37 protein-coding genes are annotated in these 25,920 nt (G+C 60.1%); 4 read left to right on the forward strand and 33 right to left on the reverse strand.

The annotated features are described in order from the left end of the window. Position 1: 1 nt before the first annotated feature. From rplO to rplC, 20 genes are all read right to left on the reverse strand, one after another. Entirely contained in the window at positions 2 to 433 is a 432-nt protein-coding gene (rplO, locus tag BM269_RS05300) for a 50S ribosomal protein L15 (protein WP_028101648.1), read from the reverse strand. 26 nt (positions 434 to 459) lie between these two features. Next, a complete protein-coding gene (gene rpmD / locus BM269_RS05305; RefSeq protein ID WP_035373423.1) occupies positions 460 to 636 on the reverse strand; it encodes a 50S ribosomal protein L30 in 177 nt (58 codons plus the stop codon). A 14-nt stretch (positions 637 to 650) separates the two neighbouring features. Beyond that, positions 651 to 1,169, reverse strand: coding sequence for a 30S ribosomal protein S5 (rpsE, locus tag BM269_RS05310; protein ID WP_055937650.1), 519 nt, complete (start codon positions 1,167 to 1,169; stop codon positions 651 to 653). A 10-nt stretch (positions 1,170 to 1,179) separates the two neighbouring features. Continuing rightward, positions 1,180 to 1,542, reverse strand: a complete 363-nt coding sequence (rplR, locus tag BM269_RS05315) for a 50S ribosomal protein L18 (RefSeq protein WP_028101651.1) — start codon at positions 1,540 to 1,542, stop codon at positions 1,180 to 1,182. A 13-nt stretch (positions 1,543 to 1,555) separates the two neighbouring features. Next, complete coding sequence (gene rplF, locus BM269_RS05320; RefSeq protein ID WP_055937648.1) at positions 1,556 to 2,089, reverse strand: 50S ribosomal protein L6; 534 nt, start codon at positions 2,087 to 2,089, stop codon at positions 1,556 to 1,558. Positions 2,090 to 2,100: 11 nt separating this feature from the next. Then, positions 2,101 to 2,496, reverse strand: coding sequence for a 30S ribosomal protein S8 (gene rpsH / locus BM269_RS05325; protein ID WP_090436007.1), 396 nt, complete (start codon positions 2,494 to 2,496; stop codon positions 2,101 to 2,103). A gap of 14 nt (positions 2,497 to 2,510) precedes the next feature. Beyond that, positions 2,511 to 2,816: a 30S ribosomal protein S14 gene (gene rpsN / locus BM269_RS05330; protein WP_055937643.1), complete on the reverse strand. Its 306-nt coding sequence runs from the start codon at positions 2,814 to 2,816 to the stop codon at positions 2,511 to 2,513. A 6-nt stretch (positions 2,817 to 2,822) separates the two neighbouring features. Continuing rightward, positions 2,823 to 3,362 (reverse strand): 50S ribosomal protein L5, encoded by a 540-nt coding sequence (gene rplE / locus BM269_RS05335; RefSeq protein ID WP_090436008.1) that lies wholly within the window; start codon positions 3,360 to 3,362, stop codon positions 2,823 to 2,825. 6 nt (positions 3,363 to 3,368) lie between these two features. Beyond that, positions 3,369 to 3,683 carry a 50S ribosomal protein L24 gene (gene rplX / locus BM269_RS05340; RefSeq protein WP_055937637.1) on the reverse strand — a complete coding sequence of 105 codons (315 nt, stop codon included), beginning with the start codon at positions 3,681 to 3,683 and terminating at the stop codon, positions 3,369 to 3,371. Positions 3,684 to 3,694: 11 nt separating this feature from the next. Beyond that, complete coding sequence (gene rplN, locus BM269_RS05345; RefSeq protein ID WP_028101657.1) at positions 3,695 to 4,063, reverse strand: 50S ribosomal protein L14; 369 nt, start codon at positions 4,061 to 4,063, stop codon at positions 3,695 to 3,697. A 249-nt stretch (positions 4,064 to 4,312) separates the two neighbouring features. After that, positions 4,313 to 4,579 carry a 30S ribosomal protein S17 gene (gene rpsQ, locus BM269_RS05350; RefSeq protein WP_055937633.1) on the reverse strand — a complete coding sequence of 89 codons (267 nt, stop codon included), beginning with the start codon at positions 4,577 to 4,579 and terminating at the stop codon, positions 4,313 to 4,315. Beyond that, positions 4,576 to 4,767 carry a 50S ribosomal protein L29 gene (gene rpmC, locus BM269_RS05355; RefSeq protein WP_028101659.1) on the reverse strand — a complete coding sequence of 64 codons (192 nt, stop codon included), beginning with the start codon at positions 4,765 to 4,767 and terminating at the stop codon, positions 4,576 to 4,578. The genes rpsQ and rpmC overlap by 4 nt, the downstream gene beginning before the upstream one ends. A gap of 12 nt (positions 4,768 to 4,779) precedes the next feature. Further along, complete coding sequence (rplP, locus tag BM269_RS05360; protein WP_028101660.1) at positions 4,780 to 5,199, reverse strand: 50S ribosomal protein L16; 420 nt, start codon at positions 5,197 to 5,199, stop codon at positions 4,780 to 4,782. Positions 5,200 to 5,201: 2 nt separating this feature from the next. Then, on the reverse strand, positions 5,202 to 5,993 hold the full coding sequence (rpsC, locus tag BM269_RS05365; protein WP_057264738.1) for a 30S ribosomal protein S3: 792 nt from the start codon (positions 5,991 to 5,993) through the stop codon (positions 5,202 to 5,204). A 9-nt stretch (positions 5,994 to 6,002) separates the two neighbouring features. Continuing rightward, on the reverse strand, positions 6,003 to 6,335 hold the full coding sequence (gene rplV / locus BM269_RS05370) for a 50S ribosomal protein L22 (protein ID WP_170860297.1): 333 nt from the start codon (positions 6,333 to 6,335) through the stop codon (positions 6,003 to 6,005). Further along, positions 6,332 to 6,607 (reverse strand): 30S ribosomal protein S19, encoded by a 276-nt coding sequence (rpsS, locus tag BM269_RS05375; RefSeq protein ID WP_055937623.1) that lies wholly within the window; start codon positions 6,605 to 6,607, stop codon positions 6,332 to 6,334. The genes rplV and rpsS overlap by 4 nt, the downstream gene beginning before the upstream one ends. Positions 6,608 to 6,616: 9 nt before the next feature. Further along, entirely contained in the window at positions 6,617 to 7,444 is an 828-nt protein-coding gene (gene rplB, locus BM269_RS05380; protein WP_028101664.1) for a 50S ribosomal protein L2, read from the reverse strand. Continuing rightward, positions 7,444 to 7,761, reverse strand: a complete 318-nt coding sequence (gene rplW, locus BM269_RS05385; RefSeq protein WP_028101665.1) for a 50S ribosomal protein L23 — start codon at positions 7,759 to 7,761, stop codon at positions 7,444 to 7,446. The genes rplB and rplW overlap by 1 nt, the downstream gene beginning before the upstream one ends. Continuing rightward, complete coding sequence (rplD, locus tag BM269_RS05390) at positions 7,758 to 8,378, reverse strand: 50S ribosomal protein L4 (protein WP_090436009.1); 621 nt, start codon at positions 8,376 to 8,378, stop codon at positions 7,758 to 7,760. Before rplD ends, rplW begins: the two co-directional genes overlap by 4 nt. A 3-nt stretch (positions 8,379 to 8,381) precedes the next feature. Continuing rightward, positions 8,382 to 9,038, reverse strand: a complete 657-nt coding sequence (rplC, locus tag BM269_RS05395; protein ID WP_090436010.1) for a 50S ribosomal protein L3 — start codon at positions 9,036 to 9,038, stop codon at positions 8,382 to 8,384. Positions 9,039 to 9,267: 229 nt separating this feature from the next. On the opposite strand from rplC, the gene BM269_RS05400 reads away from it, so the two are divergent. The 3 genes from BM269_RS05400 (at position 9,268) to BM269_RS05410 (ending at position 11,916) form a co-directional block, all read left to right on the forward strand. After that, positions 9,268 to 10,002, forward strand: a complete 735-nt coding sequence (locus BM269_RS05400; RefSeq protein WP_170860290.1) for a PEP-CTERM sorting domain-containing protein — start codon at positions 9,268 to 9,270, stop codon at positions 10,000 to 10,002. A 79-nt stretch (positions 10,003 to 10,081) separates the two neighbouring features. After that, positions 10,082 to 11,446 carry a family 43 glycosylhydrolase gene (locus BM269_RS05405; protein ID WP_229204510.1) on the forward strand — a complete coding sequence of 455 codons (1,365 nt, stop codon included), beginning with the start codon at positions 10,082 to 10,084 and terminating at the stop codon, positions 11,444 to 11,446. A gap of 101 nt (positions 11,447 to 11,547) precedes the next feature. Further along, positions 11,548 to 11,916, forward strand: a complete 369-nt coding sequence (locus BM269_RS05410) for a DUF2784 domain-containing protein (protein ID WP_090436013.1) — start codon at positions 11,548 to 11,550, stop codon at positions 11,914 to 11,916. 410 nt (positions 11,917 to 12,326) lie between these two features. Here the strand turns inward: BM269_RS05410 and creD are convergent, their stop codons facing one another. The 10 genes from creD to rpsL all read right to left on the reverse strand — a co-directional run bounded on the left by creD (position 12,327) and on the right by rpsL (position 21,670). After that, the gene (gene creD / locus BM269_RS05415) at positions 12,327 to 13,691 is read right to left on the reverse strand and encodes a cell envelope integrity protein CreD (protein WP_090436014.1); all 1,365 of its coding nucleotides are present in this window, start codon (positions 13,689 to 13,691) and stop codon (positions 12,327 to 12,329) included. Between the two features lie 81 nt (positions 13,692 to 13,772). Next, on the reverse strand, positions 13,773 to 14,402 hold the full coding sequence (locus BM269_RS05420; RefSeq protein WP_139232672.1) for a hypothetical protein: 630 nt from the start codon (positions 14,400 to 14,402) through the stop codon (positions 13,773 to 13,775). Positions 14,403 to 14,418: 16 nt separating this feature from the next. Next, positions 14,419 to 15,804, reverse strand: coding sequence for a two-component system sensor histidine kinase CreC (creC, locus tag BM269_RS05425; protein ID WP_090436016.1), 1,386 nt, complete (start codon positions 15,802 to 15,804; stop codon positions 14,419 to 14,421). After that, positions 15,801 to 16,517, reverse strand: coding sequence for a two-component system response regulator CreB (gene creB, locus BM269_RS05430; RefSeq protein ID WP_090436017.1), 717 nt, complete (start codon positions 16,515 to 16,517; stop codon positions 15,801 to 15,803). The genes creC and creB overlap by 4 nt, the downstream gene beginning before the upstream one ends. 18 nt (positions 16,518 to 16,535) lie before the next feature. Further along, positions 16,536 to 16,727, reverse strand: coding sequence for a hypothetical protein (locus BM269_RS05435; RefSeq protein ID WP_090436018.1), 192 nt, complete (start codon positions 16,725 to 16,727; stop codon positions 16,536 to 16,538). A 69-nt stretch (positions 16,728 to 16,796) separates the two neighbouring features. Next, positions 16,797 to 17,114: a 30S ribosomal protein S10 gene (gene rpsJ, locus BM269_RS05440; protein WP_028101676.1), complete on the reverse strand. Its 318-nt coding sequence runs from the start codon at positions 17,112 to 17,114 to the stop codon at positions 16,797 to 16,799. Between the two features lie 117 nt (positions 17,115 to 17,231). Next, positions 17,232 to 18,422 (reverse strand): elongation factor Tu, encoded by a 1,191-nt coding sequence (gene tuf, locus BM269_RS05445; RefSeq protein ID WP_090436019.1) that lies wholly within the window; start codon positions 18,420 to 18,422, stop codon positions 17,232 to 17,234. A 77-nt stretch (positions 18,423 to 18,499) separates the two neighbouring features. Further along, positions 18,500 to 20,605 (reverse strand): elongation factor G, encoded by a 2,106-nt coding sequence (gene fusA / locus BM269_RS05450; protein WP_090436020.1) that lies wholly within the window; start codon positions 20,603 to 20,605, stop codon positions 18,500 to 18,502. A gap of 102 nt (positions 20,606 to 20,707) precedes the next feature. Beyond that, positions 20,708 to 21,178 (reverse strand): 30S ribosomal protein S7, encoded by a 471-nt coding sequence (gene rpsG, locus BM269_RS05455; RefSeq protein WP_028102973.1) that lies wholly within the window; start codon positions 21,176 to 21,178, stop codon positions 20,708 to 20,710. 108 nt (positions 21,179 to 21,286) lie between these two features. Next, a complete protein-coding gene (gene rpsL / locus BM269_RS05460; protein WP_028102972.1) occupies positions 21,287 to 21,670 on the reverse strand; it encodes a 30S ribosomal protein S12 in 384 nt (127 codons plus the stop codon). A gap of 269 nt (positions 21,671 to 21,939) precedes the next feature. Here rpsL and BM269_RS05465 point away from each other — a divergent pair, with 269 nt between their 5' ends. Next, positions 21,940 to 23,805 (forward strand): phosphoethanolamine transferase, encoded by a 1,866-nt coding sequence (locus BM269_RS05465; RefSeq protein ID WP_090436021.1) that lies wholly within the window; start codon positions 21,940 to 21,942, stop codon positions 23,803 to 23,805. A 9-nt stretch (positions 23,806 to 23,814) separates the two neighbouring features. On the opposite strand, the gene BM269_RS05470 is transcribed toward BM269_RS05465, so the two are convergent. Genes BM269_RS05470 through BM269_RS05480 form a run of 3 tightly spaced genes read right to left on the reverse strand, consistent with a single transcriptional unit; the run spans position 23,815 to position 25,861 of the window. Beyond that, positions 23,815 to 24,279: a DUF2269 family protein gene (locus tag BM269_RS05470; protein WP_373994380.1), complete on the reverse strand. Its 465-nt coding sequence runs from the start codon at positions 24,277 to 24,279 to the stop codon at positions 23,815 to 23,817. Then, entirely contained in the window at positions 24,267 to 25,544 is a 1,278-nt protein-coding gene (locus tag BM269_RS05475; protein ID WP_090436022.1) for an SDR family oxidoreductase, read from the reverse strand. The genes BM269_RS05470 and BM269_RS05475 overlap by 13 nt, the downstream gene beginning before the upstream one ends. Continuing rightward, on the reverse strand, positions 25,541 to 25,861 hold the full coding sequence (locus tag BM269_RS05480; protein ID WP_090436023.1) for a hypothetical protein: 321 nt from the start codon (positions 25,859 to 25,861) through the stop codon (positions 25,541 to 25,543). Before BM269_RS05480 ends, BM269_RS05475 begins: the two co-directional genes overlap by 4 nt. Positions 25,862 to 25,920 lie beyond the last annotated feature (59 nt).

Below are 25,920 nucleotides of genomic sequence, written 5' to 3' on the forward strand. Positions count from 1 at the left end.
CTCAGGCTACCGAGCCGCCAGCTGCTTCGATGGCTGCTTTCGCGCCAGCGGTCACTTTCAGGCCTTTTACGGTCACTGCTTTGGTGATTTCGCCGGAAGCGATAACGCGTACGTCGCGTGCCAGAACATTCAGCACGCCGGCCTGTTTCAGCACCAGGATGTCGACTTCACCGACAGCCAGGGCGTTCAGGTCGGACAGACGCACTTCAGCCTTGAAAGTGGCATTCAGGGATTTGAAGCCACGCTTAGGCAGACGACGCTGCAGAGGCATTTGACCGCCTTCGAAGCCGACTTTATGGAAGCCGCCCGAACGCGATTTCTGACCTTTGTGGCCGCGACCTGCGGTTTTACCCAGGCCGGAGCCGATACCGCGGCCAACGCGGCGCTTAGCGTGCTTCGCGCCTTCTGCTGGTTGAATGGTATTCAGTTGCATTGTTTTCTCCAGTTCCTAAGGGTCGCTTAGGAAACGACTTTAACGAGGTAGGCGACCTTGTTGATCATGCCGCGCACAGCAGGAGTGTCCTGCAGTTCGCTGACAGAGTTCACACGACGCAGGCCCAGGCCACGCACGGTGGCGCGGTGGTCTTGACGGGTGCCGATCAGGCCCTTCACCAGTTTGACTTTGATAGTGCTCATTGAAGTGCTCCCTATTAACCCAGGATCTCTTCAACCGACTTGCCGCGCTTGGCGGCGATGTCAGCTGGAGTGCTCATTTTGGCCAGGCCGTCCAGGGTGGCGCGCACCAGGTTGTACGGGTTGTTCGAGCCGGTGGATTTCGCCACCACGTCGGTCACACCCATCACATCGAAGATAGCGCGCATAGCGCCACCTGCGATCACGCCGGTACCTGGCTTGGCTGGCGACATCATCACTTTCGACGCGCCGTGGCGGCCGGTGACGGTGTGCTGCAGGGTGCCGTTCTTCAGAGGAACCTTGATCAGGTTGCGACGGGCTTCTTCCATTGCCTTCTGCACACCGACCGGAACTTCCTTCGACTTGCCCTTGCCCATGCCGATGCGGCCATCGCCGTCACCAACCACGGTCAGCGCGGCGAAGCCCATGATGCGACCACCCTTGACCACTTTGGTCACGCGGTTGATCGCGATCATTTTTTCGCGCATGCCATCATCCGGCTTATCGGATGCCATTTTTGCTTGCATTTTTGCCATGATCGTACCCTTAGAACTTCAGGCCAGCTTCACGCGCGGCTTCAGCCAGCGCCTTGATGCGGCCGTGGTAACGGAAACCGGAGCGGTCGAAGGCGACTTCGGTGATGCCCGCTTTCAGTGCTTTTTCTGCGACACGCTTGCCGACCAGTGCGGCAGCGGCGGCGTTGCCACCCTTGCCCGACTTGCCAGCCAGCTCGGCGCGAACTTCCGCTTCCACGGTCGAGGCCGAAACCAGAACTTTGGCGTCTGGGCTGATCAGGTTCGCGTAAATGTGCAGGTTAGTGCGGTGCACCGACAGGCGGTTCACTTTCAGTTGCGCGATCTTGATGCGAGTTTGACGTCCGCGGCGCAGACGAGATTCTTTTTTGTCCATCGTCAGCCCCTAATTACTTCTTCTTGGTTTCTTTGAGCTTAACCACTTCGTCCACATAGCGGACACCCTTGCCCTTGTAAGGCTCAGGGGAGCGGTAAGCACGCACTTCGGCAGCCACCTGGCCAACCTTTTGGCGATCAACGCCAGAGATGATGATCTCGGTTGGGGTCGGGGTTGCCACCTTGACGCCGGCAGGCATGTCGTGAACCACTGGGTGCGAGAAGCCCAGGGACAGATTCAGCTTGTCGCCTTGAGCCTGGGCTTTGTAGCCCACGCCGACCAGGGACAGCTTCTTCTCGAAGCCCTTGGTGACGCCCACCACCATGTTGTTCACCAGGGCACGCAGGGTGCCGGACATGGCGTTCGATTCACGGCTGTCATTGACCACGTCGAAGGACAGGGTACCAGCGTTGTTTTCAACTTTAACCAGGCCGTTCAGGCTCTGGGTCAGGGTGCCCAGCGGGCCCTTGACGGTGATCGCTTGTGCGGAGATGGCAACTTCGGCGCCAGCAGGCACAACGATCGGCATTTTAGCTACACGAGACATTGTGTTACTCCTTAAGCCACGTAGCAGATGACTTCGCCACCAACACCGGTAGCGCGCGCCTTGCGATCGGTCATGACGCCTTGCGGGGTCGACACGATAGCCACGCCCAGGCCGTTCATCACGGTTGGGATCTCATCTTTGCCCTTGTAGATACGCAGGCCTGGACGCGAAACACGTTCCAGACGCTCGATCACAGGACGGCCTACATAATATTTCAAACCGATTTTCAGTTCCGTCTTGCCCTCGTTGGTGGACACGGCGAAATCTTCAATGTAACCCTCGTCTTTCAGGACGTTGGCAATCGCAACTTTAACCTTCGACGATGGCATTGCCACGGAGGTCTTTTGCACGGTTTGTGCGTTGCGAATACGGGTCAGCATATCGGCGATAGGATCGCTCATACTCATTGCTTATTCTCCTATTACCAGCTGGCTTTGGTCATACCCGGGATTTCGCCACGCATGGCGAATTCACGGAGCTTGATACGACCCAGGCCGAATTTACGGAAGGTGCCACGTGGGCGACCGGTGACCTGGCAGCGGTTACGCTGACGGGTTGGAGCCGAGTTACGCGGCAGTGCCTGCAGTTTCAGGCGCGCTTCGTAACGCTCTTCTTCCGACTTGGTCTGGTCATCAATGATGGCCTTCAGAGCGGCGCGCTTGGCGGCGAATTTCGCCACCAGGTCAGCACGCTTCTGTTCACGGTTAATCAGTGCGAGTTTTGCCATGATCGTTTAGTTCCTGAACGGGAATTTAAAGGCGGCGAGCAGCGCTTTGGCTTCGTCGTCGGTCTTCGCGGTGGTGGTGATCGAAATGTTCATACCACGCAGTGCGTCGATCTTGTCGTACTCGATTTCCGGGAAGATGATCTGTTCTTTCACGCCGATGTTGTAGTTACCACGGCCATCGAAGGATTTGCCAGACACACCACGGAAGTCACGCACGCGCGGCAGGGCCACGGTGATCAGACGGTCCAGGAATTCATACATGCGGGCGCCGCGCAGGGTCACCATGGTACCGATCGGGTAGCCTTCGCGGATCTTGAAACCTGCGATAGCCTTACGGGCCTTGGTGATGACTGGCTTCTGGCCGGCGATCTTGGTCAGGTCGCCAACAGCGTGCTCGATGATTTTCTTGTCAGCCACGGCTTCCGAGAGACCCATGTTCAGGGTGATCTTGGTCAGGCGCGGCACTTCCATCACGGAGGTGTAACCGAATTTACCGGTCAACTCAGCGACGATCTTGTCTTTGTACAGTTGTTGCAGACGGGCCATTTCTGATTACCCTTTCACTACTTCGCCGGAGGACTTGAAGACGCGGACTTTTTTACCGTCCACTTCCTTGAAGCCTACGCGATCTGCCTTACCGGTCGCAGCGTTGAACAGAGCAACGTTGGACACGTGAATAGGCATGGTCTTGTCAACGATGCCACCTTGAACACCAGTCATCGGGTTCGGCTTAACGGCTTTTTTAGCCACGTTAACGCCGTCCACCACGACGTGCTCAGCGTCTACACGCTGGGTCACTACGCCGCGTTTGCCCTTGTCCTTACCAGTCAGGACGATGACTTCGTCGTTTTTGCGAATCTTATCCATTGTCTGACTCCTTACAGGACTTCCGGTGCCAGGGACACGATCTTCATGAACTTCTCAGTGCGCAGTTCACGCGTCACTGGGCCAAAGATACGGGTACCGATCGGTTCCAGCTTGTTGTTCAGCAGGACAGCAGCATTGCCGTCGAACTTCACCAGCGAACCGTCCTGGCGACGCACACCCTTAGCGGTGCGCACTACCACGGCGTTATAAATTTCACCTTTTTTGACACGGCCGCGAGGCTGAGCCACCTTAACGGTGACTTTGATCACGTCGCCGATGCCAGCGTAACGGCGCTTGGAACCGCCCAACACCTTGATGCACATGACTTCCTTGGCACCGGTGTTGTCGGCCACTTCGAGCCGGCTTTCAGTTTGAATCATAGTTATCTCTTTCCCAACTTAAGCCGAAGAATCCACACAATGCGGACATCGGTCAGTCTTGGTCCCGCCAGCCAAAATGGCTGATTGGGTGCTTGATCTTCATACAAGTACTGACCGCTATCGCGTCTGCGGAGAGAAACTTTGCGGCGGATACATGGACGAAGCCCGCAAGTATCACATAAAACCTGCGGGCCTGCAAGAACTAATTAAATTGTGGCCGGGAACTCACGCTCCCGGCTGGCAACTTACTTAGACGATTTGTGCAGCTTGCACTACACGGGTCACCGTCCACGCCTTCGTTTTGGAGATCGGACGACCTTCCACGATCTCGACCGTGTCACCGGCTTTGACCTGGTTGGTCTCGTCGTGCGCGTGGTACTTGGCGCTACGCACGATGATCTTGCCATACAGAGGGTGCTTGACGTGACGTTCGATCAGAACGGTAACGGTCTTGTCCATCTTGTCGGACACGACTTTACCGATCAGAGTACGCTTCAGCTTAACTTGTTCGGTCATTTCGCTTCCTTCGAGTTCATTACCGTTTTCACACGGGCGATGTCGCGGCGGACCTTCTTCAGCTGCGAGCTGTTGCCCAGCTGCTGGGTAGCAGCTTGCATGCGCAGACCGAACTGCGCCTTCAGCAGGTCGTTCAGTTCTTTCTGCAGTGCAGCCTGGTCTTTGCCACGGAGTTCAGATGCTTTCATATTTCACTCCAATTATTGGCCAACCTGGCGCACCACGAAGGTGGTAGCCAGAGGCAGTTTAGCAGCAGCCAGACGGAACGCTTCGCGTGCCAGTTCTTCGCCAACGCCATCCATTTCGTACAGGACTTTGCCTGGACGGATTTCGGCAACGTAGTACTCCGGGTTACCTTTACCGTTACCCATACGGACTTCGGCAGGCTTGTTGGAGATCGGCTTGTCTGGGAACACACGGATCCAGATACGGCCACCACGTTTGATGTGACGGGTCATTGCACGACGAGCGGACTCGATCTGACGTGCAGTGATACGGCCACGAGCCACGGCCTTCAGGCCGAACTCACCGAACGACACGTTAGTGCCGGTGGAGTGCGAAATGCCGGTGTTGCGGCCTTTCTGCTCTTTACGATATTTCCTGCGGCTTGGTTGCAGCATGCTTATTCTCCTGCTTTGTCAGCTGCAGCCGGCTTGGCAGCGCGGCGGGCGGCTGGGGCTTTGGCGCCTGGAGCTGGACGGCGGCCAGCTGGCTTACCGTCGTCGCGGCGCGGGCCACGTGGCTTCTTCTCTTCAGCCGGGGTGTCGATGACTGGTGCTTCGCCGGTGGCGGAGCGGTCACCCTTGTACACCCACACCTTGACACCGATGATGCCGTAGGTGGTGGAAGCTTCGGAGGTACCGTAGTCGATGTCCGCCTTCAGGGTATGCAGAGGCACGCGGCCTTCGCGATACCATTCGGTACGGGCGATCTCGATGCCGTTCAGACGACCGGAGGACATGATCTTGATGCCCTGGGCGCCCAGGCGCATTGCGTTCTGCATGGCGCGCTTCATGGCGCGGCGGAACATAATACGCTTTTCCAGCTGCTGGGAGATCGAGTCAGCGATCAGCTGCGCGTCGATTTCCGGCTTACGGATTTCTTCGATGTTCACGTGCACCGGCACGCCCATGATCTTGGTCAGGGCGGACTTCAGCACTTCGATGTCTTCGCCCTTCTTGCCGATCACGACGCCTGGACGCGAGCTGTACACGGTGAAGCGTGCGTTCTTGGCAGGACGCTCGATCACGATGCGGCCGACGGAAGCGTTTTTCAGCTTCTTCTTCAGGAAAGCACGTGCCTTCAGGTCTTCGTTCAGCATCGAAGCGAAGTTACCGTTGGTTGCGTACCAGCGAGATGCCCAGTTACGGGTGACCGCCAGACGGAAACCGGTTGGATGAATTTTCTGACCCATCGCAGCTCCTTAGTTACCGACAGTCACGTAAATGTGACAGGATTGTTTCGAGATACGGTCGCCACGACCTTTAGCGCGTGCAGTGAAGCGCTTCAGGACTGGGCCCTTTTCGACGTAAATGGTCTTGACGACCAGTTCGTCGATGTCGGCACCGTCGTTGTGCTCGGCGTTCGCAATAGCGGACTCCAGCACTTTCTTGACGATGAACGCGCCTTTCTTAGGGCTGAACTGCAGAATGTTGAGCGCAGCGTCAACCTTCTTGCCGCGGATCAGGTCAGCGATCAGGCGACCCTTTTGATCCGACAGGCGCACGCCTTTGAGGATAGCTTTGGTTTCCATTATTTCTTAGCCTTTTTGTCAGCAGCGTGGCCCTTGAAGGTACGGGTCAGCGCGAATTCGCCGAGCTTGTGACCAACCATGTTTTCGGACACGTACACAGGCACGTGGACCTTGCCGTTGTGCACGGCAATGGTCAGACCGATGAAGTCAGGCATGATCGTCGAGCGACGGGACCAGGTTTTGATTGGCTTTTTGTCTTTGGTCGCTTGCGCGGTCTCGACTTTTTTCACCAGGTGGGCGTCGCAGAACGGCCCTTTTTTCAATGAACGAGTCATGGTTTATCCTTATTTCTTGCCGCGGCGAGAGACGATCATCGAAGAAGTACGCTTGTTGGAGCGGGTCTTCTTACCCTTGGTCTGCTGGCCCCATGGGGACACTGGATGACGACCAGCTGCGGTACGGCCTTCACCACCACCGTGCGGGTGGTCGATCGGGTTCATGACCACACCGCGGACGGTTGGGCGAACACCGCGCCAACGCATCGCACCGGCTTTACCGATCTTGCGCAGGCTGTGCTCAGCATTGCCGACTTCGCCGATGGTGGCGCGGCACTCGATGTGCACGCGGCGCACTTCGCCGGAGCGCAGGCGAACCTGGGCGTAGGTACCTTCACGGGCCATCAGGACCACAACAGCACCAGCGGTACGGGCCATCTGGGCACCTTTACCTGGCAGCATTTCCACGCAGTGGATGTTGGTGCCGACTGGGATGTTACGGATTGGCAGGCAGTTACCGGCCTTGATCGGCGCTTCCGAACCGTTCAGCAGGGTGTCGCCGACACTCACGCCTTTCGGGGCGATGATGTACTTGCGCTCGCCGTCGGCGTAGCACAGCAGGGCGATGTGTGCGGTACGGTTTGGATCGTATTCGATACGTTCCACTTTCGCAGGAATGCCATCCTTGTTGCGCTTGAAGTCCACAATACGGTAGTGCTGCTTGTGGCCACCGCCGATGTGGCGGGTGGTGATGTGACCGTTGTTGTTACGGCCAGCAGTCTTCGACTTCTTTTCCAGCAGGGCGGCGAACGGACGACCTTTGTACAGGTCGCTGTTCACAACCTTCACCATGCCGCGACGGCCTGGGGAGGTTGGCTTCATCTTAACGAGTGCCATTATTTAGCCTCCTCGGTGAAATTGATTTCCTGGCCTGGCTTCAGGCACACGAAAGCACGCTTGGTGTGGTTGCGGCGACCGACGAAACGGCCGGAACGCTTGACCTTACCTTCGCGGTTCACGGTCTGCACCGATTCCACTTCAACCTTGAACAGCAGTTCAACGGCGGCCTTGATTTCTGGCTTGGTCGCATCCTTGGACACCAGGAACACGATCTGTTCGTTCTTTTCCGCAACCATGGTGGCTTTTTCGGAAATGACCGGAGCCAGCAGCACCTTCATCAGGCGCTCTTCGCTGTGTTTGATAACTGCGCTCATGCCAGCATCTCCTCAATCTGTGCCAGAGCTGCCTTGGTGACCAGGACCTTCTTGTAGAAGACCAGGGACATTGGGTCAGCGTGACGCGGCTCGACAACCAGCACGTTCGGCAGGTTGCGGGAAGCCAGTTCCAGGTTTTCCTGGATGGTGTCGGTAACGATCAGAACCGAGTCCAGGCCCATTGCGGTCAGCTTTTGCGACAGCAGCTTGGTCTTAGGAGCGTCGATTGCGATATCTTCGATCACGACCAGGCGCTCTTCGCGAGCCAGCTGGGACAGGATCGAGCAGATACCTGCGCGATACATCTTCTTGTTCACTTTATGGGTGAAGTTCTCGTCAGGCGAGTTCGGGAAGATGCGACCACCGCCGCGCCACAGTGGCGACGAGGACATACCAGCACGAGCACGGCCGGTACCTTTTTGGCGCCATGGCTTCTTGGTCGTGTGGTGGACTTCTTCACGGTCTTTTTGCTTGCGGTTGCCGCTACGTGCGTTGGCAGCGTAGGCAACGACGACTTGGTGGATCAGCGCTTCGTTGTAGTCACGGCCGAAGACGGTGTCTGCGGCGGCAACGTTAGAGGCGGCTTGACCTTGCGCGTTCAAGAGCTTGAGTTCCATCGATTAAGCTCCCTTCTTTGCTTTAACTTTAACAGCTGGCGATACAACAACCTGGCCGTTTTTCGCGCCTGGCACTGCACCTTTTACCAGCAGCAGCTGGCGATCAGCGTCGATACGAGCAATTTCCAGGTTCTGGGTGGTGACGGTGACGTCGCCCATGTGACCGGTCATGCGCTTACCTGGGAACACACGGCCTGGATCCTGCGCCATACCGATCGAGCCTGGTACGTTGTGCGAACGGGAGTTACCGTGGGTTTGACGACCCGAAGCGAAGTTGTGACGCTTGATGGTACCGGCATAGCCCTTACCAATCGACACGCCTTGCACGTCGATCTTCTGACCGACTTCGAACAGGGAAGCGGCGATAACTTCACCGGCTTTCAGTTCGGATGCTTTAGCTGCGTCAACGCGGAATTCCTTGATAAAGGAACCAGCTTCAACACCTGCTTTAGCGTAGTGACCGGCAGCAGCTTTAGTCACGCGGGATGCGCGACGCTGACCGAAGACAACCTGAACAGCGGAATAACCATCCACTTCAGGAGTTTTGATTTGCGCAACACGGTTGTTCGACACGTCGACCACGGTGACTGGGATCGAATCCCCGTCATCGGTGAAGATGCGCATCATACCAACCTTGCGACCGAGGAGGCCAAGGCTCATTTTTTCTCCATTCCCACCTACGATTGGGCGGGGCTTTGTTTAACTACAAAAAAAGATACGGGCCATAAAAAAGACGAACCCATACCGAAGCCGGCTAGTGTACCGCCAATTGCCCCTTGACGCAACAGCTTTGTACGAGGTATGTCAGATGTTTTGGCCGCCCGGCAAGCGGGCGCCGCCGTGGATTAACTCACAGTTAAGATTGCCCACTTCGCGCAAGGAGGTAAGCATGGTTAAATTGGCAATTCCTGCTGTCCTGGCCGCTCTGCTGGCCATGTCCCCCGCCCGCGCCGGCATGGTCGGCGCCACCCTGAGCCTGGATCAGCTGCAGATCCAGACCAGCGGCAATGTCGCGTTCCAGCCCAGCTCCTGGGAAATGGCGTCGCGCATTATCAATGTCAGCAATGACGCCGAGATTGCCCGCTACGACCGCCACCACGATAGCTGGGCAGCGCTGGCCAGCACCGCCACCCACGGCGGATCGCTGACCCACGGCAGCTGGAATGCCCTGGGCGGCGGCGGCGAGCTGGCGGTGTCGATGGTCGATAGCGACGCCCCCTGGCGTTGGGGCAATACCGACTTGTGGACCAACACCTATGTCTACCTGGCACCGGGCGCCAGCATCACCGTCAGCGGCCAGGTCGCGCTGGAGTTCGAGAACAGCACCAGCGGCCAAGCCTTCGCCACCGGGCTGGTTGGGATCTGCCTTGACCTGACGCCGGGCGCTTGCGGCAACGATTATGGCCGCAGCACCCGCCTGGCCGACGCTCCGGATGGCTATACCGACAACTTTGCCCTGAGCTGGACCAACACCACCGGCAGCAACCAGCAACTGCTGTGGAGTACCAACCTGTCGGTCAGCGCCATCCCGCCCTCGCCGGTGCCGGAACCGGCTGGCTGGGGCATGCTGGCGGCCGGCCTCGGCTTGTTGGGGACATGCCGGAAACGGTATCGCAGCGCCTGAAAAACTCATTGGTGCCCGGCAGCGCGTACTCCTAAGGTGGTGATGGGCCATTGCGCCCTATAACCACCAAGGAGACCTGATGAAAAAACTGCTGGCAGTACTCTGCCTGTGCCTGCACGCCCTGGCGGCGCAGGCCATCAACCTCGCCGGGCTGCAAAATGCCCACGACCCGGGCACCATCACCAAGGACGGCGACACTTATTTCAACTTCACCACCGGCACCGGGATCTGGTATTCCACCTCGACCGACCTGAGCACCTGGCAGGGCGGCCCCGGGCCGGTGTTCAGCAGCTATCCAAGCTGGATCACCAACAAGATCCCCAACTTCAGCGGGTCGTTCTGGGCGCCGGACGTGATCCACATGAACGGCTATTACTACATCTACTACTCGGTCTCCACCTTCGGCACCGCCAGTTCGGCGATCGGCGTGGCACGCTCGGCCTCGCTGAAGAACCCGGCCTGGACCGATCTTGGCATCGTGGTCGAATCGTTTGGCGGCAGCAGCGAGATCAATGCCATCGACCCCGCCCTGTACCGCGACCATGACGGCAAGGTGTATATGAGCTACGGCTCCTTCTTCGGCGGCATCGGCGTAGCGGAGATCAACCAGACGACCGGCAAGCTGGCCGGCAACGTCAGCAAGATCTGGGGCGGCAACGGCCAGGACATCGAAGCGCCGTATATCACCCGCGACGGCGGCTACTACTACCTGTTCGTCAACCGCGGCGCCTGCTGCAAAGGCGTCAACAGCACCTACTACGTCGAAGTGCAGCGCGCCACCAGTATTACCGGCCCCTACTCCGGCACCCGCACCGTGCTGCCCAATGTCGACGGCAAGTACAAGGGCCCGGGCCACATCGGCGTGCTGCAGCAGGATGGCTGCCATTTCACCTCCATCCACTACTACGACCTGAACGACAGCGGCAATGCCAAGCTCGACATCCTGCGCATGACCTACAGCGGCGGCTGGCCATCGCTGACGCGCAACTTCAGCAACTTCGCCGGCTGCGGCGGCCTGAGCGACGGCCCCTACGTGATCAAGTCGCGCCTGAGCGGCAAGGCACTGGCGGTCGCCAACGCCGCCACCAGCAACGGCGCCATGGTGCAGCAGCAAACCTATAGCGGCGGCAAGCACCAGCAATGGTATGTGGTCGGCCACGGCGATGGCCAATACAGCATCATCAACGCCGGCAGCCTGCTCAGCCTCGACAACTGGCAAAACTCCACCACCGCCGGCACCAATCTCGCGCAATGGTCGTACTGGGCCGGCAACGGCCAGCACTGGAGCTTCGCCAGTCCGTCGAGCGGCTGGTACACGGTGAAAAACCTGCTGAGCGGCTACGTGATGGACGTGCAAAACAAGAGCACCGCCGAGAACGCGCAGATCATCCAATGGACGCTGAGCAACGGCAGCAACCAGCAATGGAGCTTCAGCCGCCCGTAATAGAGCCGAGACAGCCGAGACAGCCGAGCCCGTGTCCCACCATGGGGTCACACCCCAAATGAGACACGGGCTCGTCCGTGGTGCGGGCGTAAAATGCAGCCATGCTATTTCGCCTAGGTGCCGATGCAGTGCTGCTATTGCATCTGGCTTTCGTCCTGTTCGCGCTGTTCGGCGCGATCCTGGCGCTGCGCTGGCCGCGCCTGGTGCGCATCCATTTGCCGGCAGCAGTATGGGCCATCTGCATCGAGTTGACGGGCGCCATCTGCCCGCTCACCTACCTGGAAAACAACTTACGCGCGCGCGCAGGCCAGCAAGGCTATGCGGATGGATTCATCGCGCATTACCTGCTGCCCGCGCTCTACCCTGCCGGCTTGACGCCTGCCGTACAGTACGGATTGGCGGGCGTCGTACTGGGCGTGAACCTCTTGCTGTATGCCTGGCTGTGGCTGCGCCGCTGCAGCCGCCGCTAACCCGCACGCGGCAATCGCCACCTGCTCCGGCAGACAGGCATAGCCGCGGAAGACATCGGGCTGGCCGCGCCCCAGCCTTGCCCGCAGAATCTGCATCAGGTCGTGGTAGGCAGTGCTGCCGGGGGCCGGCGCACAAGGCAACGCCAGGCGATAGGCCGGCGCGGCACCATGTCCGGCCACGGCGACCTCGCGGTAGGCACTGACGATTACCGCGACCAGCCGGGTACCGGGCCGCACGTCAAGCTGCCACGCCACCGTCTCATAACTGGCCAACACCAGCACGACACGCGCGCCGCGCTGGTCCAGCACCACCCGCACCGGACCGGCAGGCTGGCCGGCCGTATAGCCGGACAACAGCACCAGTTGCGCACCCTCTGCAAGCGATGGCGCCAGCAGTCCGCCCGGCAGCATCACGCTTGCTCCGCCGGCATGGGCGCCGAATTATTCAGGTTGTACCAGTCCACCTTGCGCGTGGCGACCATGATGGCGGCCAGCACAGCGAACAACAGGATGGCGCCCAGCATCAAGGCGTTGTTCTCCGAATTGAGCAGGCCGAACAAGATGCCGTACAAGGCACACAGGGCGCCGCCGAAACCCAGGCCGCGCTTCCAGTCATGCAGCACATGCGCCAGGTAATAGCCGATCAGGACGATGCAAGCAGCGCTGGCAGCAAGGTAGGACGCGACGAAGTCGTAATGCTCGGACAGGCTGACCAGCAGCAGGAAGAACAGCGCCAGGGCCAGTCCCACCAGCAGGTATTGCACCGGGTGGATCGGCAGTCGCTTCATCACCTCGAACAGGAAGAAGGCGGCGAAAGTCAGCGCCACGAACAGCAGGCCATACTTGGTGGCGCGGTCGGCCATCGAGTACAGGTTCACCGGCTCGATGAAGGCGGCCTCGATGGTATCCAGCGCCGGCAAGGCATTTTCACCCTGCCCGGTGGACTGTTCGCGCAGGCGCAGCTGCGCCTGGGCTTCGCTGGCCAGCGAGGAGATGCGCCACACGGCCTGGAAGCCTTTGTCATCGAGACTGTATTGCTCCGGCAGGAAGCGGCCGCTGAACTGCGGGTGCGGCCAGGCCGACGACATGACGAAGCGGTTATTGCGTGCCAGCGGTACGAAGGCCTGGCTGTTCATGCCCGCCAGGTTCAGGTTGAAACTGAATTTGACCTGGCCCGCCGCGGCATCTTCCATCGACAGCGTGGCGTGCAAGCCCTGGCGCGAAGAACGCAAGCCGGAACCTTGCTCGAATTCGACACTGCGCGCCCCCCAAACCAGGCGCGGGATATCGCGCACGCCGCGCACGTCGGCCACAGCCAGCGCGATGTAGGGACGTTCCGGCGTGATCTGCGATCCGGTTTCAGTGTGCGGCAGCTCGGCCATCGCCGGCACGACGAAGTCACCGTTGATCTTGTGCGCGCCATTGAACATCAGCACCTGGTGGATGCCGCGGTGGCGGCGCTCGGTGCCGAGGTTGGACAACACTTCCAACTGGTTGGGGAACACCAGATGCTGCGATTGCTTGCGGTAGCGCTTCGTTTCCGGCTTGCCGTCCTTGTCCTTCTCCTCCACGGTGTACACCTCGCTGTACGGCATGACCAGCACCGGCCCATAAATATGCTGCTCGCCCACCGAGTCGTTGGCGATGCTGCGCGCCGCCTCGTCGCGGTAAGCAATGCGTTCGCTGATGGTGGATTGGATCATGGCCAGCGGCACGCCGAGCAGCAGCATCAGCAAGCCGATGATGAGGACTTTAAGCAGGAGTCTTTTTTGCATGATTTGGCGCTTCTTGTTGTTTAGGTTGCGCCAGTGTAGGGAGTGTTTATGCGCTGGTGATGCGTTCTGCGTGAAGAGCGCTCAACGGCTTGGTATGCAAGCTCCCTCGAGCTCGTGCGCTTGCAGGTCGGGCGGCGCCTGATCGGTACTAACGTCCGCCAGCGACACCACGCACTCACTCACAGTCCCCTCCACCTGCATTGCGTATGACTTACCCGCTTCGGGGATAAAGCTCATGACCCGGATACATCGCTCGGTAACCGCCTCCATTTCGAGTATTTTTCCTCCCGGGACTTTTAGCAAAGCATTCAACGTATTTTGCGCACCATTCAAAGTCTTATAGGTGGTTTCTATCCGGAAGATCTGGAGGTATAGACGGCGGTCGGCAGCAACTCTTGCGTTCTTACTGACGCCCAACATGTTGCCCAAGTTAACCACCCGGCCATTGCCGGTTCCGGGGGTGCACTGCGCATCGGCGAAACCGGAAACATCTACTAGGCGCGATTTATTCCTGCTTAAGAAATTTCCTGTCTCTGGCGGGATGCGCACCGACAGCTGCGCCGATTTTTCGCCCTCGCCCGGCTGCTGATAAAACGAGGCACAACCCGGCAACAACACCGCGGCCACCAAAAGGCCAATTCCCGAACACCTCATCAAGCGCTTCCATGAATCAAGATTGTTAAAAATAATGTCCGATCGAATGATCGGCAATAAAATGCCCTGGCATTTACGACTTTTGTGGTAGCCGCACTATGGCTCGACAACCGGTGCCGAGCCCATTAGCAACCTGCGTTGTGCCACCATGCAGCGTTACCACTTCGCGCACGAAAGGCAGCCCGAGGCCAGTACTCTTTGGCGCATCCGGACGCGGCAGCGAGTAGAAGCGTTCGAATACGCGTTCGACCGCGTAGTCTGGAATGCCGGGACCGTTATCGGCGACCACGATCTCCAGCATGTCGCCGTCGCCGCGCGCGAACATGGCGATGCAGCTGCCGCGCGGGGAAAAGCTGATTGCATTGTCGAGCAGATTGCCGAGCGCCTGACGTAGCAATAGGCGATCACCCAGGAGCTGCAGTTGCGACGGCGCATCTACATTGAGCTGCAGCGAACACGCAGCGAGGCGGGCCTGGAAGTCGCCGGCCACGTCTTGCAGCAGGCCGGCGACGTCGAGCGGGGCGGCGTCGTCGATGCGCTGCTGCTTCTCCACCCGCACCAGTGCCAGCAGCTTGTCGATCAGGTCGCGCTGGCGGGCATTCTGGGCCTGGATGGTGGACAGGAACTGGCGGCGCTGCTCGGGCGGCATGTCTTCCTCCAGCAGTTCGGCGGCAGCCTGAATGGCGGCGATCGGGCTTTTCAATTCATGCGTCAGCGTGTGCATCAGGGTCTCGACGTAATCCTTGCCTTCCAGCTTGGCGCGCATGGCTTCCAGCGCGTGGCCGAGGGTGCTGATCTCGCTGCTGCCCAGCTTGGGCATGACGGCTTTGCGGCCGGCCTGCACGGCTTCGACGAAGACCATCAATTTGTTGACCGTGCTGGCCATGCGCCAGGTGATGGCCACGCCAATCAGCAGCGACAGGCCAAGCAGCACAATGCCCCATTTGAGGATCTTGCGCTGGCTGCGCTCGATGAATCCTTGCACACTGGAGATGGGCTTGGAGATCGTCAGCACGCCAATGGTGCGGTCGCCGTCGCGCACTGGTGCGGCAACGTACATTCCCAGGCTGCTGTAATCGCGCGGCACCTCGCTGGTCATGCGGGCGCCGTACTGGCCGCGCAGCGTGAGGTAGACGTCGTTCCAGCGCGAATAGTCCTTGCCGACGGACTTGCCGGCCGAGTCGAAGCGCACGATGCCTTCGGCGTCGGTGATGGTGATGCGGTAATCGGTGTTGCGGCTGGCGGCGGCGATCTTTGCCAGCAGGACCGGATCGGAAGCGCCCTCCTTCACATCGTCGGCCACCACCTGGGCCAGCAACTGCGCGGTGTCGTTCATGGCCGCTTCCAGCGTGGAACGGGCGCCGGGTTTGACTTCCTGCACGAAAACGTTGAGCAGGAACCAGGCTGCCAGGCCGACAATCAGGAAGTAGCCGAGCAGGATGCGCAGGCCGATCTTCATGCGCCCGGCTGCAGGCTGTAGCCCATACCGCGATGGGTCTGGATCGGGTCGGCGTTGTCGTCGATGGCGCGCAGCTTGGCGCGCAGGGACTTCACGTGGGCGTCCACCGTGCGGTCCAGCGTTTCAGGGGCGTCGCACCAGACGCGGTCCATCAGCTGGGCGCGCGACAGCACGTGGCCCGGGTGTTCGACCAGGGTTTTCAGCAGCAGGTATTCGTAGCGGGTCAGGTCGAGCGGCTGGCCGGCGAACAGGATGCGCGCTTCGGCGGCGCGCAGCTCGAAGGCCGGTGTGCGCGCGGCGGCTGGTGCGGCATGCGGCACGGCCGGGGCGGCCGGCGCCGCGCCATTGCCGGCACGGCGCAGGATCACGCGCACGCGCGCCACCAGTTCGCGCGGCGAGAACGGCTTGGTCACGTAATCGTCGGCGCCGATTTCCAGGCCGACGATGCGGTCGATCTCGTCGCTGCGCGCGGTGAGGAAGATCACCGGCACCTCGGTGAACTGGCGCAGGCGCCGGCACACATCGAGGCCGCTGATGTCGGGCAGGCCGACATCGAGAATGACCAGCGCCGGCGCCAGGTCGCGCGCGGCGGCCAGCGCCTGCTCACCGAGCATCACATGGTGCGGGATGAAGCCTTCCTTGCCGAGGGCGAAGGCAATACTGTCTGCAATGGCTGGTTCGTCTTCGACGATCAGGATGGTCTTATCGCTCATGCGCGGCAGTATAGCGCGTCAGTTCTTGTCGGCTTCTTCTTTCTGCTTTTGCTGGGCCTGTTCCATCGTTTTCAGCGCGTCCTGCGCCTTGTCGCGCTGGGCGCCCATGGCCTTGATGTCCTGCGCCGCCTGGTCGGCCGGGTTCTTCTTGCCGCATGCGGCGAGCAGGGACAGTGCCGCGATGGCGGCGAAGATTGCGATGCGTTTCATGGGCTACTCCTGAAAAAAGAAAAGCCCGCTCATGAGCGGGCTTTTCGGTGTCTTGCGACGAAACCGGGATTACTGCAGTTTGATTTCGACGTCCACGCCAGCTGGCAGGTCCAGCTTCATCAGTGCGTCAACAGTCTTGTCGGTTGGATCCACGATGTCCATCAGGCGCTGGTGGGTGCGGATTTCGAACTGGTCGCGGGAAGTCTTGTTCACGTGCGGGGAACGCAGCACGTCGTAACGCTGGATACGGGTTGGCAGAGGAACTGGGCCTTTTACCACGGCGCCGGTGCGCTTGGCGGTGTCAACGATTTCCAGTGCGGACTGGTCGATCAGCTTGTAGTCGAAAGCCTTCAGGCGGATACGGATCTTTTGGTTTGGAGCGGACATGCTTATTCCTTAAAAGAACGAACCGGCAACATTTTGTTTCCGGCAATGTAAGTAAATACTACGACGGGCCGACATGATAGCACATGCCGGCCCGTTTTCGATCAGGCTAAAAAGCGATTAGCCCAGGATCTTGGCTACAACGCCCGCGCCGACGGTACGACCGCCTTCACGGATTGCGAAACGCAGGCCTTCTTCCATCGCGATCGGGGAGATCAGCTTGACGGTGATGGAGACGTTGTCGCCTGGCATAACCATTTCTTTGTCCGCTGGCAGTTCGATCGAACCGGTCACGTCGGTGGTACGGAAGTAGAACTGTGGACGGTAGTTGTTGAAGAACGGGGTGTGACGGCCGCCTTCATCTTTCGACAGAACGTAGATCTCGCCGGTGAAGTGGTCGTGCGGCTTGATCGAACCTGGCTTGGCCAGAACCTGGCCACGCTGGACGTCTTCACGCTTGGTGCCGCGCAGCAGCAGGCCAACGTTGTCGCCGGCTTGACCCTGGTCCAGCAGCTTGCGGAACATTTCCACGCCGGTGCAGGTGGTTTTCACGGTGTCGATGATACCGACGATTTCGATCTCTTCGCCGACCTTGATGATGCCGCGCTCAACACGACCGGTCACCACGGTACCGCGGCCGGAGATCGAGAACACGTCTTCCACAGGCATCAGGAAGGCGCCGTCAACTGCGCGCTCTGGGGTTGGGATGTAGGTGTCCAGGGCTTCAGCCAGGCGCTCGATGCAAGCTTCGCCCATTTCGCCGGCTTGGCCTTCCAGTGCCATACGTGCCGAACCTTTGATGATTGGCAGGTCGTCGCCTGGGAATTCGTACTTGGACAGCAGCTCGCGCACTTCCATTTCGACCAGTTCCAGCAGTTCTGCGTCGTCGACCAGGTCGCACTTGTTCAGGAACACGATGATGTATGGAACGCCAACCTGGCGTGCCAGCAGGATGTGCTCGCGGGTCTGTGGCATTGGGCCGTCAGCTGCGGAGCAAACCAGGATCGCGCCGTCCATCTGCGCAGCACCGGTAATCATGTTCTTGATGTAGTCGGCGTGGCCTGGGCAGTCAACGTGAGCGTAGTGACGGTTGGCAGTCTCGTACTCGACGTGGGCGGTGTTGATGGTAATGCCGCGTGCTTTTTCTTCTGGAGCAGCGTCGATCTGGTCGTAAGCTTTCGCTTCGCCGCCGAATTTCTTCGACAGGACGGTTGCGATAGCAGCGGTCAGGGTGGTTTTGCCGTGGTCAACGTGACCGATGGTGCCAACGTTCACGTGCGGTTTAGTCCGCTCGAACTTTTCTTTTGCCATTTTAATTCTTCCTCAGAACTTTGATTTAAGGTCAATACCGGGCGGGAGGATCTCCCCCGCCCGGTTAATTATCTATTTTACTTCGCTTTGGCGGTGACGATTGCGTCGATCACGTGCTTAGGCGCCTCGGAGTAGTGCTTGAACTCCATGGTGTAGGTCGCGCGGCCTTGGGTCGCGGAACGCAGGATGGTCGAGTAGCCGAACATCTCGGACAGAGGTACCTCTGCCTTGATGATCTTGCCGCCGCCGCCTGGGATCTCGTCCATGCCCTGCACCATACCGCGGCGGGACGACAGGTCGCCCATCACGGTACCGGCGTAGTCTTCCGGCGTCTCGACTTCCACCGCCATCATTGGCTCCAGAATCACTGGGCTGGCGCGACGGCAAGCTTCCTTGAACGCCATCGAACCGGCCATGCGGAAGGCATTTTCGTTCGAGTCAACGTCGTGGTAAGAACCGAAGGTCAGGGTGACTTTGACGTCAACCACTGGGTAGCCTGCCAGAACACCGTTGTTCAGGGTTTCGCGCACGCCTTTTTCCACCGCAGGGATGAATTCGCGAGGAATCACACCGCCCTTGATCGCGTCGACGAATTCGAAGCCCTTGCCTTGTTCCTGTGGTTCCAGGGTAACAACGGCGTGACCGTACTGACCACGGCCACCGGACTGCTTGACGAACTTGCCTTCCACGTCGGACACCGACTTACGCACGGTTTCGCGGTATGCAACCTGTGGCTTGCCAACGGTTGCTTCCACGCCGAATTCGCGCTTCATACGGTCAACGATAATTTCCAGGTGCAGCTCGCCCATACCACCGATGATGGTCTGGCCGGATTCTTCGTCGGTCTTCACGCGGAACGAAGGATCTTCCTGTGCCAGGCGGTTCAGGGCCAGGCCCATCTTTTCCTGGTCAGCCTTGGTCTTAGGCTCGACTGCCTGCTGGATCACCGGCTCTGGGAACACCATCTTTTCCAGGGTGATGATCGAGGATGGATCGCACAGGGTTTCGCCGGTGGTCACGTCCTTCAGGCCCACTGCAGCGGCGATGTCGCCGGCGCGGACTTCCTTGATCTCTTCACGCTGGTTAGCGTGCATCTGCAGAATACGGCCCAGGCGTTCTTTACGCTGCTTGACCGAGTTGTAAATGGTGTCGCCTGCGTTCACCACGCCGGAGTAGACGCGGAAGAAGGCCAGCTGGCCCACGAACGGGTCGGTCATGATCTTGAATGCCAGAGCAGCGAACTTTTCGTCGTCCGAAGCTTTACGGGTAGCCGGCTGTTCGTCGTCGTCGGTACCGGCAACGTCAGCGATGTCGATCGGCGACGGCAGGTATTCGATCACGGCGTCCAACATGGCTTGCACGCCCTTGTTCTTGAAGGCGGTGCCGCACATCATCGGAACGATTTCCGAAGCGATGGTACGCTGGCGCAGGGCGGTCTTGATCTCTTCTTCAGAGAGTTCGCCTTCTTCCAGGTACTTGTTCATCAGGTCTTCGTTCGCTTCAGCAGCGGCTTCAACCATCTTCTCGCGCCACTCTTGTGCGGAGTCAGCCAGTTCGGCCGGGATGTCCATGTAGTCGAACTTCATGCCCTGGGACGCGTCGTCCCAGATGATGGCCTTCATCTTGACCAGGTCGATCACGCCTTTGAAGTTGTCTTCGGCGCCGATCGGGATCTGGATCAGGACTGGGTTGGCCTTCAGGCGCGAACGCATCTGCTCGTAGACCTTGAAGAAGTTGGCACCGGTACGGTCCATCTTGTTCACGAAGGCCAGACGAGGCACCTTGTACTTGTTAGCCTGGCGCCATACGGTTTCAGACTGTGGCTGCACGCCGCCCACTGCACAGTAAACCATGCAAGCGCCGTCCAGAACGCGCATCGAACGCTCCACCTCGATGGTGAAGTCAACGTGCCCTGGGGTGTCGATGATGTTGATGTGGTGTGGCTTGAAGTTGTTGGCCATACCATTCCAGAAGCAGGTGGTCGCTGCCGAGGTAATGGTAATGCCGCGCTCTTGTTCCTGCTCCATCCAGTCCATGGTGGCGGCGCCGTCGTGCACTTCACCAATCTTGTGGTTCACGCCGGTGTAGAACAGCACGCGCTCGGTAGTGGTGGTCTTACCGGCGTCGATGTGAGCGGAGATACCGATATTACGGTAGCGCTCAATGGGGGTCTTGCGGGCCATAATTGATCCTAAATCTTTGAATGGACAAAACCGAGCAGCATTTTCTTGAGAAAAATGTGCCCGGTTTGAACAAGGCCAGCCAGTAAAGGCTGGCCAAACGTATTAGAAGCGGAAGTGCGAGAACGCTTTGTTCGCTTCTGCCATACGGTGGACTTCGTCACGACGCTTCATCGCGCCGCCACGGCCTTCCGCGGCTTCCAGCAGCTCGCCGCCCAGGCGTTGTGGCATGGACTTTTCGGAGCGCTTGTTAGCGGCTTCACGCAGCCAACGCATGGACAGGGCCAGGCGGCGCACTGGGCGCACTTCGACCGGCACCTGGTAGTTAGCGCCGCCAACACGGCGGGACTTCACTTCAACCATTGGCTTGGCGTTGTTGATCGCTGCGGTGAACACTTCCAGCGGGTCCTTGCCGGACTTCGATTGGATGTGGTCAAAGGCACCGTAGATGATGTTTTCTGCGACCGACTTTTTGCCGGACAGCATCAGAACGTTGACGAATTTAGCGACTTCGGTGCTACCGAATTTTGGATCCGGCAGAATTTCGCGCTTGGGTACTTCACGACGACGTGGCATGTCATTTCCTTTTCTTCAGTTGAGCGCCCTGATTTGGCACTCGCGGTGGCCATCATAGCCATCCACTTACTCGGTCTCGCGACCGCCTCAACTCAGTTAAACTGCAAATTACTTCTTAGCGGCCTTAGCGCGCTTCGCACCGTACTTGGAGCGAGCTTGCTTACGGTCTTTCACGCCCTGGGTATCCAGAGAGCCACGGACCATGTGGTAACGCACACCTGGCAAGTCTTTTACACGACCGCCGCGCAGCAGAACAACGCTGTGCTCCTGCAGGTTGTGGCCTTCCCCGCCGATGTACGAAATCACTTCGAAACCGTTGGTCAGACGCACTTTTGCAACTTTACGCAGTGCCGAGTTAGGCTTCTTAGGAGTGGTGGTGTACACACGGGTGCACACGCCACGCTTTTGCGGGCAGTTTTCAAGTGCCGGCGATTTGCTCTTCACGACCAGCTTGGTACGTGGTTGGCGAATCAATTGGTTGATGGTTGGCATCGTTTTAAATCCAACAAAATTACAACATTGACAACCCGGGCAGTCCTGCCCGGGGGCTAAAACGGTTTCTCTTAGCGGGCTCCGGCAGCGCAAAAAGCCACAGCCTTTCAAACGCGTATACGAGGCGCAGACTAAATTGAGAACTCGCGAGTATATACCTGGTTAACCGCTCAGTCAACCAGGATGCTAAATAAAGTGGCAGTATTTGGACGCCCCACGGCCGGGTATTGGCAGCATAATAGCGATCATTTGGTTATTTCCCGTAAGCAATGCTGCCGCGCCCTTCCCACCTGTTCATTCTGTTTAGCTACCTGGCGCTATCCGCAGTGCCCTTCGTGCCTTTGCTGTTGGGCAAACCGGTGGAGCAGCCATGGCAATTGCTGGGGATCGAGTTCGTGGCCTGGGTGACCGTGTGGGCGCTGTTCAAGCGGCCGGCCTATTTCCACTGGCTGCTGGTCCCGGCCTTCCTGGCGCTGCCCACCGAGATTTACCTGTTCGTATTTTACGGCCAGGGCATTTCGACCCACCACCTCGGCATCCTGGCCGAAACCAGCCCGCAAGAAGCGCTCGAGTTCCTCGGCCGCAAAGTGTGGACCATGCTGGCGGTGATGGTCGGTGTGGCCGTGTGGTGGGTACTGACCTTCCGGGCGGCGCGCCAGACGCGCGGGCTGGACTGGCATGGCGCGTCGCGCTGGCTGGCGCTGTTCACGCTGGTCGTGCTGGCGGCGGTGGCGGCCTGGGGGTATGAATTCGGCATCGACGCCGCGCCGGCAGGGCGCCCGGCGGCCAGTGCGGTAGCGGGCAGCGCGAGCGCCGGCAAGAGCGCGTCCGAGGACGACAGCTCCGACGAGAGCGCCTCGGCACGGGCCGCGGTGGCCGGTGCCCACACCCTGCGCCTGCCCGCGCCTGCCCTGCCCTATTGGGCGCGCCTGCCGTTCGATCCGGCCGATTTCATCGAATCCTGGCCGTTCGGCCTGGCGGCGCGCGGCTACGACTTCTATAAGGAGCGGCGCTACCTGTCCGAACTGAATGAACGCAGCGCCAGCTTCGAGTTCGGCGCGCGCCAGGTCGATGGCGGCACGCAGCCGGAAGTCGTGGTGATGGTGCTGGGCGAATCGTCGCGCTACGACCGCTGGAGCCTGAACGGCTACAAGCGCGAGACCAATCCCCTGCTGGGCAAGGAAGGCAACCTGGTGGCGCTGTCGGACGTGATCACTTCCGTGTCGGCGACCCGCCTGTCGGTACCGGTCATCATTTCGCGCAAGCCGGCCATGCAAAGCCTGAAGGACGGGTTCAGCGAAAAGTCCTTCCTGACGGCCTACAAGGAAGCGGGCTTCAAGACCTGGTGGCTGTCGAACCAGATCTCGTTCGGCCAATACGACACCCCGGTCTCGGTGTTTGCCAAGGAGGCTGACGTGATCCAGTTCCTCAACCTGGGGGGCTTCACCAACCATTCCAATTACGACGAGGTGCTGTTCGAGCCGCTCAAGCGCGCACTGGCCGACCCGGCACCGAAAAAGCTGATCGTGCTGCATTCCCTGGGCAGCCACTGGAACTACAGCCAGCGCCACCCCAAGGAGTTCGATAAATGGCAGCCGTCGCTGTTCGGCATCGACAAGCCGGTGTACACCGACCTGAAAATCAAGCCGCAACTGAACAACAGCTACGATAATTCGATCCTGTACACCGACTGGTTCCTGTCGCAGGTGATCGGCGACCTGAAAGGCACGGGGCAACTGGCGTCGATGCTGTACGTCGCCGACCATGGCCAGACCTTGTACGACGGCGCATGCCGCCTGGCCTTCCACGGCCACAACACGGACTATGAATTCCATGTGCCGGCCTTCATGTGGTACTCGGACCAGTATCTCGAGCGCTATCCGGACAAGGTGTTCGCCTTGCATCGCAACCGCAAGGCCAAGCTGGCGACGGAGAACATTTTCCACACCATGCTCGACGTGGCAAACATCCGCTACCCGGACGACAAGCCCGCCTGGAGTTTCCTGAACAAGGACTTCCAGCTGCACAAGCGGGTGGTCGACAGCTACGGCTGGACCAACTACGACAACGCGAAATTCAAGGGCGACTGCCGCGAAGTGATCGACAAGGGCAAGCCGCAGACGCAGGACAAATAAGGTACTTGCTTACGCCGGCTTGTGCACCATCAGCCAGTACACGGCAAGCATGGCGATAAACGCGGGATAGCCGAGCAGTTCCCAGCGGCGCGCATAGCGCCAGTATTGCTTCGGCAAGTCGCTGTTGGCGGCATGCGCCGCCAGCGCCATCCTGCCCATCCGTATCTGGTACCACACCACCGGCAGCCAGCAAGCCCCGGCCAGGGCGTACAGCGCCAGCGAAGCCTTGATCCAGAATGCGTCCAGCGGATAGCCGGCAAGGTGGATCATCCATGCGCCGGACAGGGGCTGCACGATCACGGCCGGCGTGGTGAACCACCAGTCGGCACGCACCACCAGCCGCGAGACGACGGCAATCGCTTGCACCGACCCGGAGCGGTTAGCGAAGAACAGATAGAACGCCGTGCCGAAGCCGGTGCCGACCAGCAGCACCGAGGACAGGATGTGGATGGTCTTGATGGTCAGGTAATCCACGATTTTTCCTCTGCAAACAAAATGAACAGGATGGCCAGGATCGGCAGGTTCTTCAGCAATGGGCCGAAGGGATGCCACAGGTATTCCGGCAGGCAGAGCGCGATCGCTGCGCTGTAGCCGAGTACCAGCGCGCCTTGCGCCAGCCAGAGCGCGCGGCGCGGGCGCACGATGCTGGCGATGCCGAAGGCCGCGTCCAACGCCGCCGCACCGTACAGCGCCAGCGTCGCCGGCAAGCCATCCAGGCCGACGCGGGCCAGCATGGCCAGGCTGTCGGCAGGCGGATGGATGAAGGCGCTCACGACGGCCGTCGCCAGCCAGACGATGGCCAGGGTCCAGCGCAGCAAGCTGCCACGCCAGCTTGCCAGCGCACGCAGGCGAAACAGCTCGCGGCTGGCGGGCGCGATGAATGCCTCGATGGCGCGCGGCGGACGGCCAAGCAATTCACGCATTGCAGCCGCGCTGGCTGCGTCGCCTTGCGCCAGGGCGCTTCCAGCGCGCAGCATGCGCCAGGTGTCCGGCGTCAGGAGTGCACCGGCGAGTTTGCCGGCCCAGGCCGCGCAAGCCATGGCCGGCGCGGGGATATGCAGTATCGGCGCTGGCGGGAAGCCCATGGCCGCGCGGTAGGCGGCCAGCATGCCGGCATAGCTGACGGCACTGCTGCCTGCGATATCGAGCACGCGATGGGCCGGAGTCGCTGGCGCGAGCGCCGCCGCCACGGCGTCGGCCAGGTCCTCGACATGAACAGGCTGGAAGCGCGCGTTGCCCAGTGCCGGTGCGGGGAGCAGGGGCTTGCTGGCAAGTTTGCAGAACAGCGCAGCCGATGCCCCGCCGGCGCCGAACACCAGCGCGGGCCGCAGGATGATCCATTCAACCGGCAACGCCATCAGCGCCTGGTCCGCTGCGCGCTTGCTGGCGAAGTAGGCGCAGTCGCCATGCGCCGCGCCATGTGCCGAGATTTGCACCACCCGGCGCACGCCGGCTTCGGAGCATGCCGCGAACAGCGCCGCCGGCGCGCGGGCATGCAGCGCGTCGAAGCTTGCCGCGCCGTCCTCGCGGATGATGCCGACCGTGTTCACCACCGCATCCACCCCGCGCAGCCGCGCCAGCCAGTCGCATGGCTGCAGGCCGGCATGGTAGTCGATCGCCACGTCGCCGGCCCGCTCGGGGCGGCGCACGCCGCGCACGACTTCATGCCCGACCTCAGCCAGCCGCGTGCAGACGGCACGGCCGATGAAGCCTGCTGCCCCGCACACCAGGACTTTCATTTGCCGGCCTTGGGGATCGATCTTGCGATGCTCCAGCCCATCACAGCCACGCCCACCACGATGCCTGCCGTGGTCATGATCAGCGTGGTCCGCAACACGCCGGCCGCGTCCGCATCGCGCGCAGCGCTGTGGCCGAACCACAAGGCCAGCAGCACCGGAAAAGCGGTCATCAGCACGGTGCTGACGCGCACCCAGAAATCGGAACGTTCGGCCGTTCCGCACAGGTCTGCCAGCAGGCGCCCCAGCACATCGCGCAAATACAGGCTCACTGCCAGGCCGGCCAACAGCGGCACCAGGATTTCATATGCGATCAACATGTTTACATATCCTTTTAGACAGTAATTTCTGTAAAAACAGAAATCAAAACTTCAAAAAA

Origin of the sequence: Duganella sp. CF458 (assembly GCF_900113115.1) — a bacterium.
Taxonomy (GTDB): domain Bacteria; phylum Pseudomonadota; class Gammaproteobacteria; order Burkholderiales; family Burkholderiaceae_D; genus Rugamonas.

Bases quoted from the DNA above. Each gene is read 5' to 3' on its own strand.
- BM269_RS05405 (WP_229204510.1), top strand. From the start codon at position 10,082: ATGAAAAAACTGCTGGCAGTACTCTGCCTGTGCCTGCACGCCCTGGCG.
- rpsQ (WP_055937633.1), bottom strand. From the start codon at position 4,579: ATGACCGAACAAGTTAAGCTGAAGCGTACTCTGATCGGTAAAGTCGTG.
- rpmD (WP_035373423.1), bottom strand. From the start codon at position 636: ATGAGCACTATCAAAGTCAAACTGGTGAAGGGCCTGATCGGCACCCGT.
- rpsN (WP_055937643.1), bottom strand. From the start codon at position 2,816: ATGGCAAAACTCGCACTGATTAACCGTGAACAGAAGCGTGCTGACCTG.
- creB (WP_090436017.1), bottom strand. From the start codon at position 16,517: ATGAGCGATAAGACCATCCTGATCGTCGAAGACGAACCAGCCATTGCA.
- fusA (WP_090436020.1), bottom strand. From the start codon at position 20,605: ATGGCCCGCAAGACCCCCATTGAGCGCTACCGTAATATCGGTATCTCC.
- rplB (WP_028101664.1), bottom strand. From the start codon at position 7,444: ATGGCACTCGTTAAGATGAAGCCAACCTCCCCAGGCCGTCGCGGCATG.
- rpsG (WP_028102973.1), bottom strand. From the start codon at position 21,178: ATGCCACGTCGTCGTGAAGTACCCAAGCGCGAAATTCTGCCGGATCCA.
- rpsL (WP_028102972.1), bottom strand. From the start codon at position 21,670: ATGCCAACCATCAACCAATTGATTCGCCAACCACGTACCAAGCTGGTC.
- rpsS (WP_055937623.1), bottom strand. From the start codon at position 6,607: ATGACTCGTTCATTGAAAAAAGGGCCGTTCTGCGACGCCCACCTGGTG.
- tuf (WP_090436019.1), bottom strand. From the start codon at position 18,422: ATGGCAAAAGAAAAGTTCGAGCGGACTAAACCGCACGTGAACGTTGGC.
- rpsH (WP_090436007.1), bottom strand. From the start codon at position 2,496: ATGAGTATGAGCGATCCTATCGCCGATATGCTGACCCGTATTCGCAAC.
- BM269_RS05410 (WP_090436013.1), top strand. From the start codon at position 11,548: ATGCTATTTCGCCTAGGTGCCGATGCAGTGCTGCTATTGCATCTGGCT.
- rplP (WP_028101660.1), bottom strand. From the start codon at position 5,199: ATGCTGCAACCAAGCCGCAGGAAATATCGTAAAGAGCAGAAAGGCCGC.
- BM269_RS05480 (WP_090436023.1), bottom strand. From the start codon at position 25,861: ATGTTGATCGCATATGAAATCCTGGTGCCGCTGTTGGCCGGCCTGGCA.
- creC (WP_090436016.1), bottom strand. From the start codon at position 15,804: ATGAAGATCGGCCTGCGCATCCTGCTCGGCTACTTCCTGATTGTCGGC.
- creD (WP_090436014.1), bottom strand. From the start codon at position 13,691: ATGCAAAAAAGACTCCTGCTTAAAGTCCTCATCATCGGCTTGCTGATG.
- rplO (WP_028101648.1), bottom strand. From the start codon at position 433: ATGCAACTGAATACCATTCAACCAGCAGAAGGCGCGAAGCACGCTAAG.
- rpmC (WP_028101659.1), bottom strand. From the start codon at position 4,767: ATGAAAGCATCTGAACTCCGTGGCAAAGACCAGGCTGCACTGCAGAAA.
- rplD (WP_090436009.1), bottom strand. From the start codon at position 8,378: ATGGAACTCAAGCTCTTGAACGCGCAAGGTCAAGCCGCCTCTAACGTT.
- BM269_RS05475 (WP_090436022.1), bottom strand. From the start codon at position 25,544: ATGAAAGTCCTGGTGTGCGGGGCAGCAGGCTTCATCGGCCGTGCCGTC.
- rplF (WP_055937648.1), bottom strand. From the start codon at position 2,089: ATGTCTCGTGTAGCTAAAATGCCGATCGTTGTGCCTGCTGGCGCCGAA.
- BM269_RS05400 (WP_170860290.1), top strand. From the start codon at position 9,268: ATGGTTAAATTGGCAATTCCTGCTGTCCTGGCCGCTCTGCTGGCCATG.
- rplR (WP_028101651.1), bottom strand. From the start codon at position 1,542: ATGGACAAAAAAGAATCTCGTCTGCGCCGCGGACGTCAAACTCGCATC.
- rplC (WP_090436010.1), bottom strand. From the start codon at position 9,038: ATGAGCCTTGGCCTCCTCGGTCGCAAGGTTGGTATGATGCGCATCTTC.
- rpsJ (WP_028101676.1), bottom strand. From the start codon at position 17,114: ATGTCCGCTCCAAACCAAAAGATCCGTATCCGCCTGAAGGCTTTCGAC.
- BM269_RS05435 (WP_090436018.1), bottom strand. From the start codon at position 16,727: ATGAAACGCATCGCAATCTTCGCCGCCATCGCGGCACTGTCCCTGCTC.
- rplN (WP_028101657.1), bottom strand. From the start codon at position 4,063: ATGATTCAAACTGAAAGCCGGCTCGAAGTGGCCGACAACACCGGTGCC.
- rplW (WP_028101665.1), bottom strand. From the start codon at position 7,761: ATGAGCGCAGTTATCAAACACAGCGAAGAGCGCCTGATGAAGGTGCTG.
- rpsC (WP_057264738.1), bottom strand. From the start codon at position 5,993: ATGGGTCAGAAAATTCATCCAACCGGTTTCCGTCTGGCGGTCACCCGT.
- rplX (WP_055937637.1), bottom strand. From the start codon at position 3,683: ATGGATAAGATTCGCAAAAACGACGAAGTCATCGTCCTGACTGGTAAG.
- rpsE (WP_055937650.1), bottom strand. From the start codon at position 1,169: ATGGCAAAAATGCAAGCAAAAATGGCATCCGATAAGCCGGATGATGGC.
- BM269_RS05465 (WP_090436021.1), top strand. From the start codon at position 21,940: ATGCTGCCGCGCCCTTCCCACCTGTTCATTCTGTTTAGCTACCTGGCG.
- rplE (WP_090436008.1), bottom strand. From the start codon at position 3,362: ATGGCCCGTCTGCAACAACTGTACAAAGACAAGATCGTCGCTGAGTTG.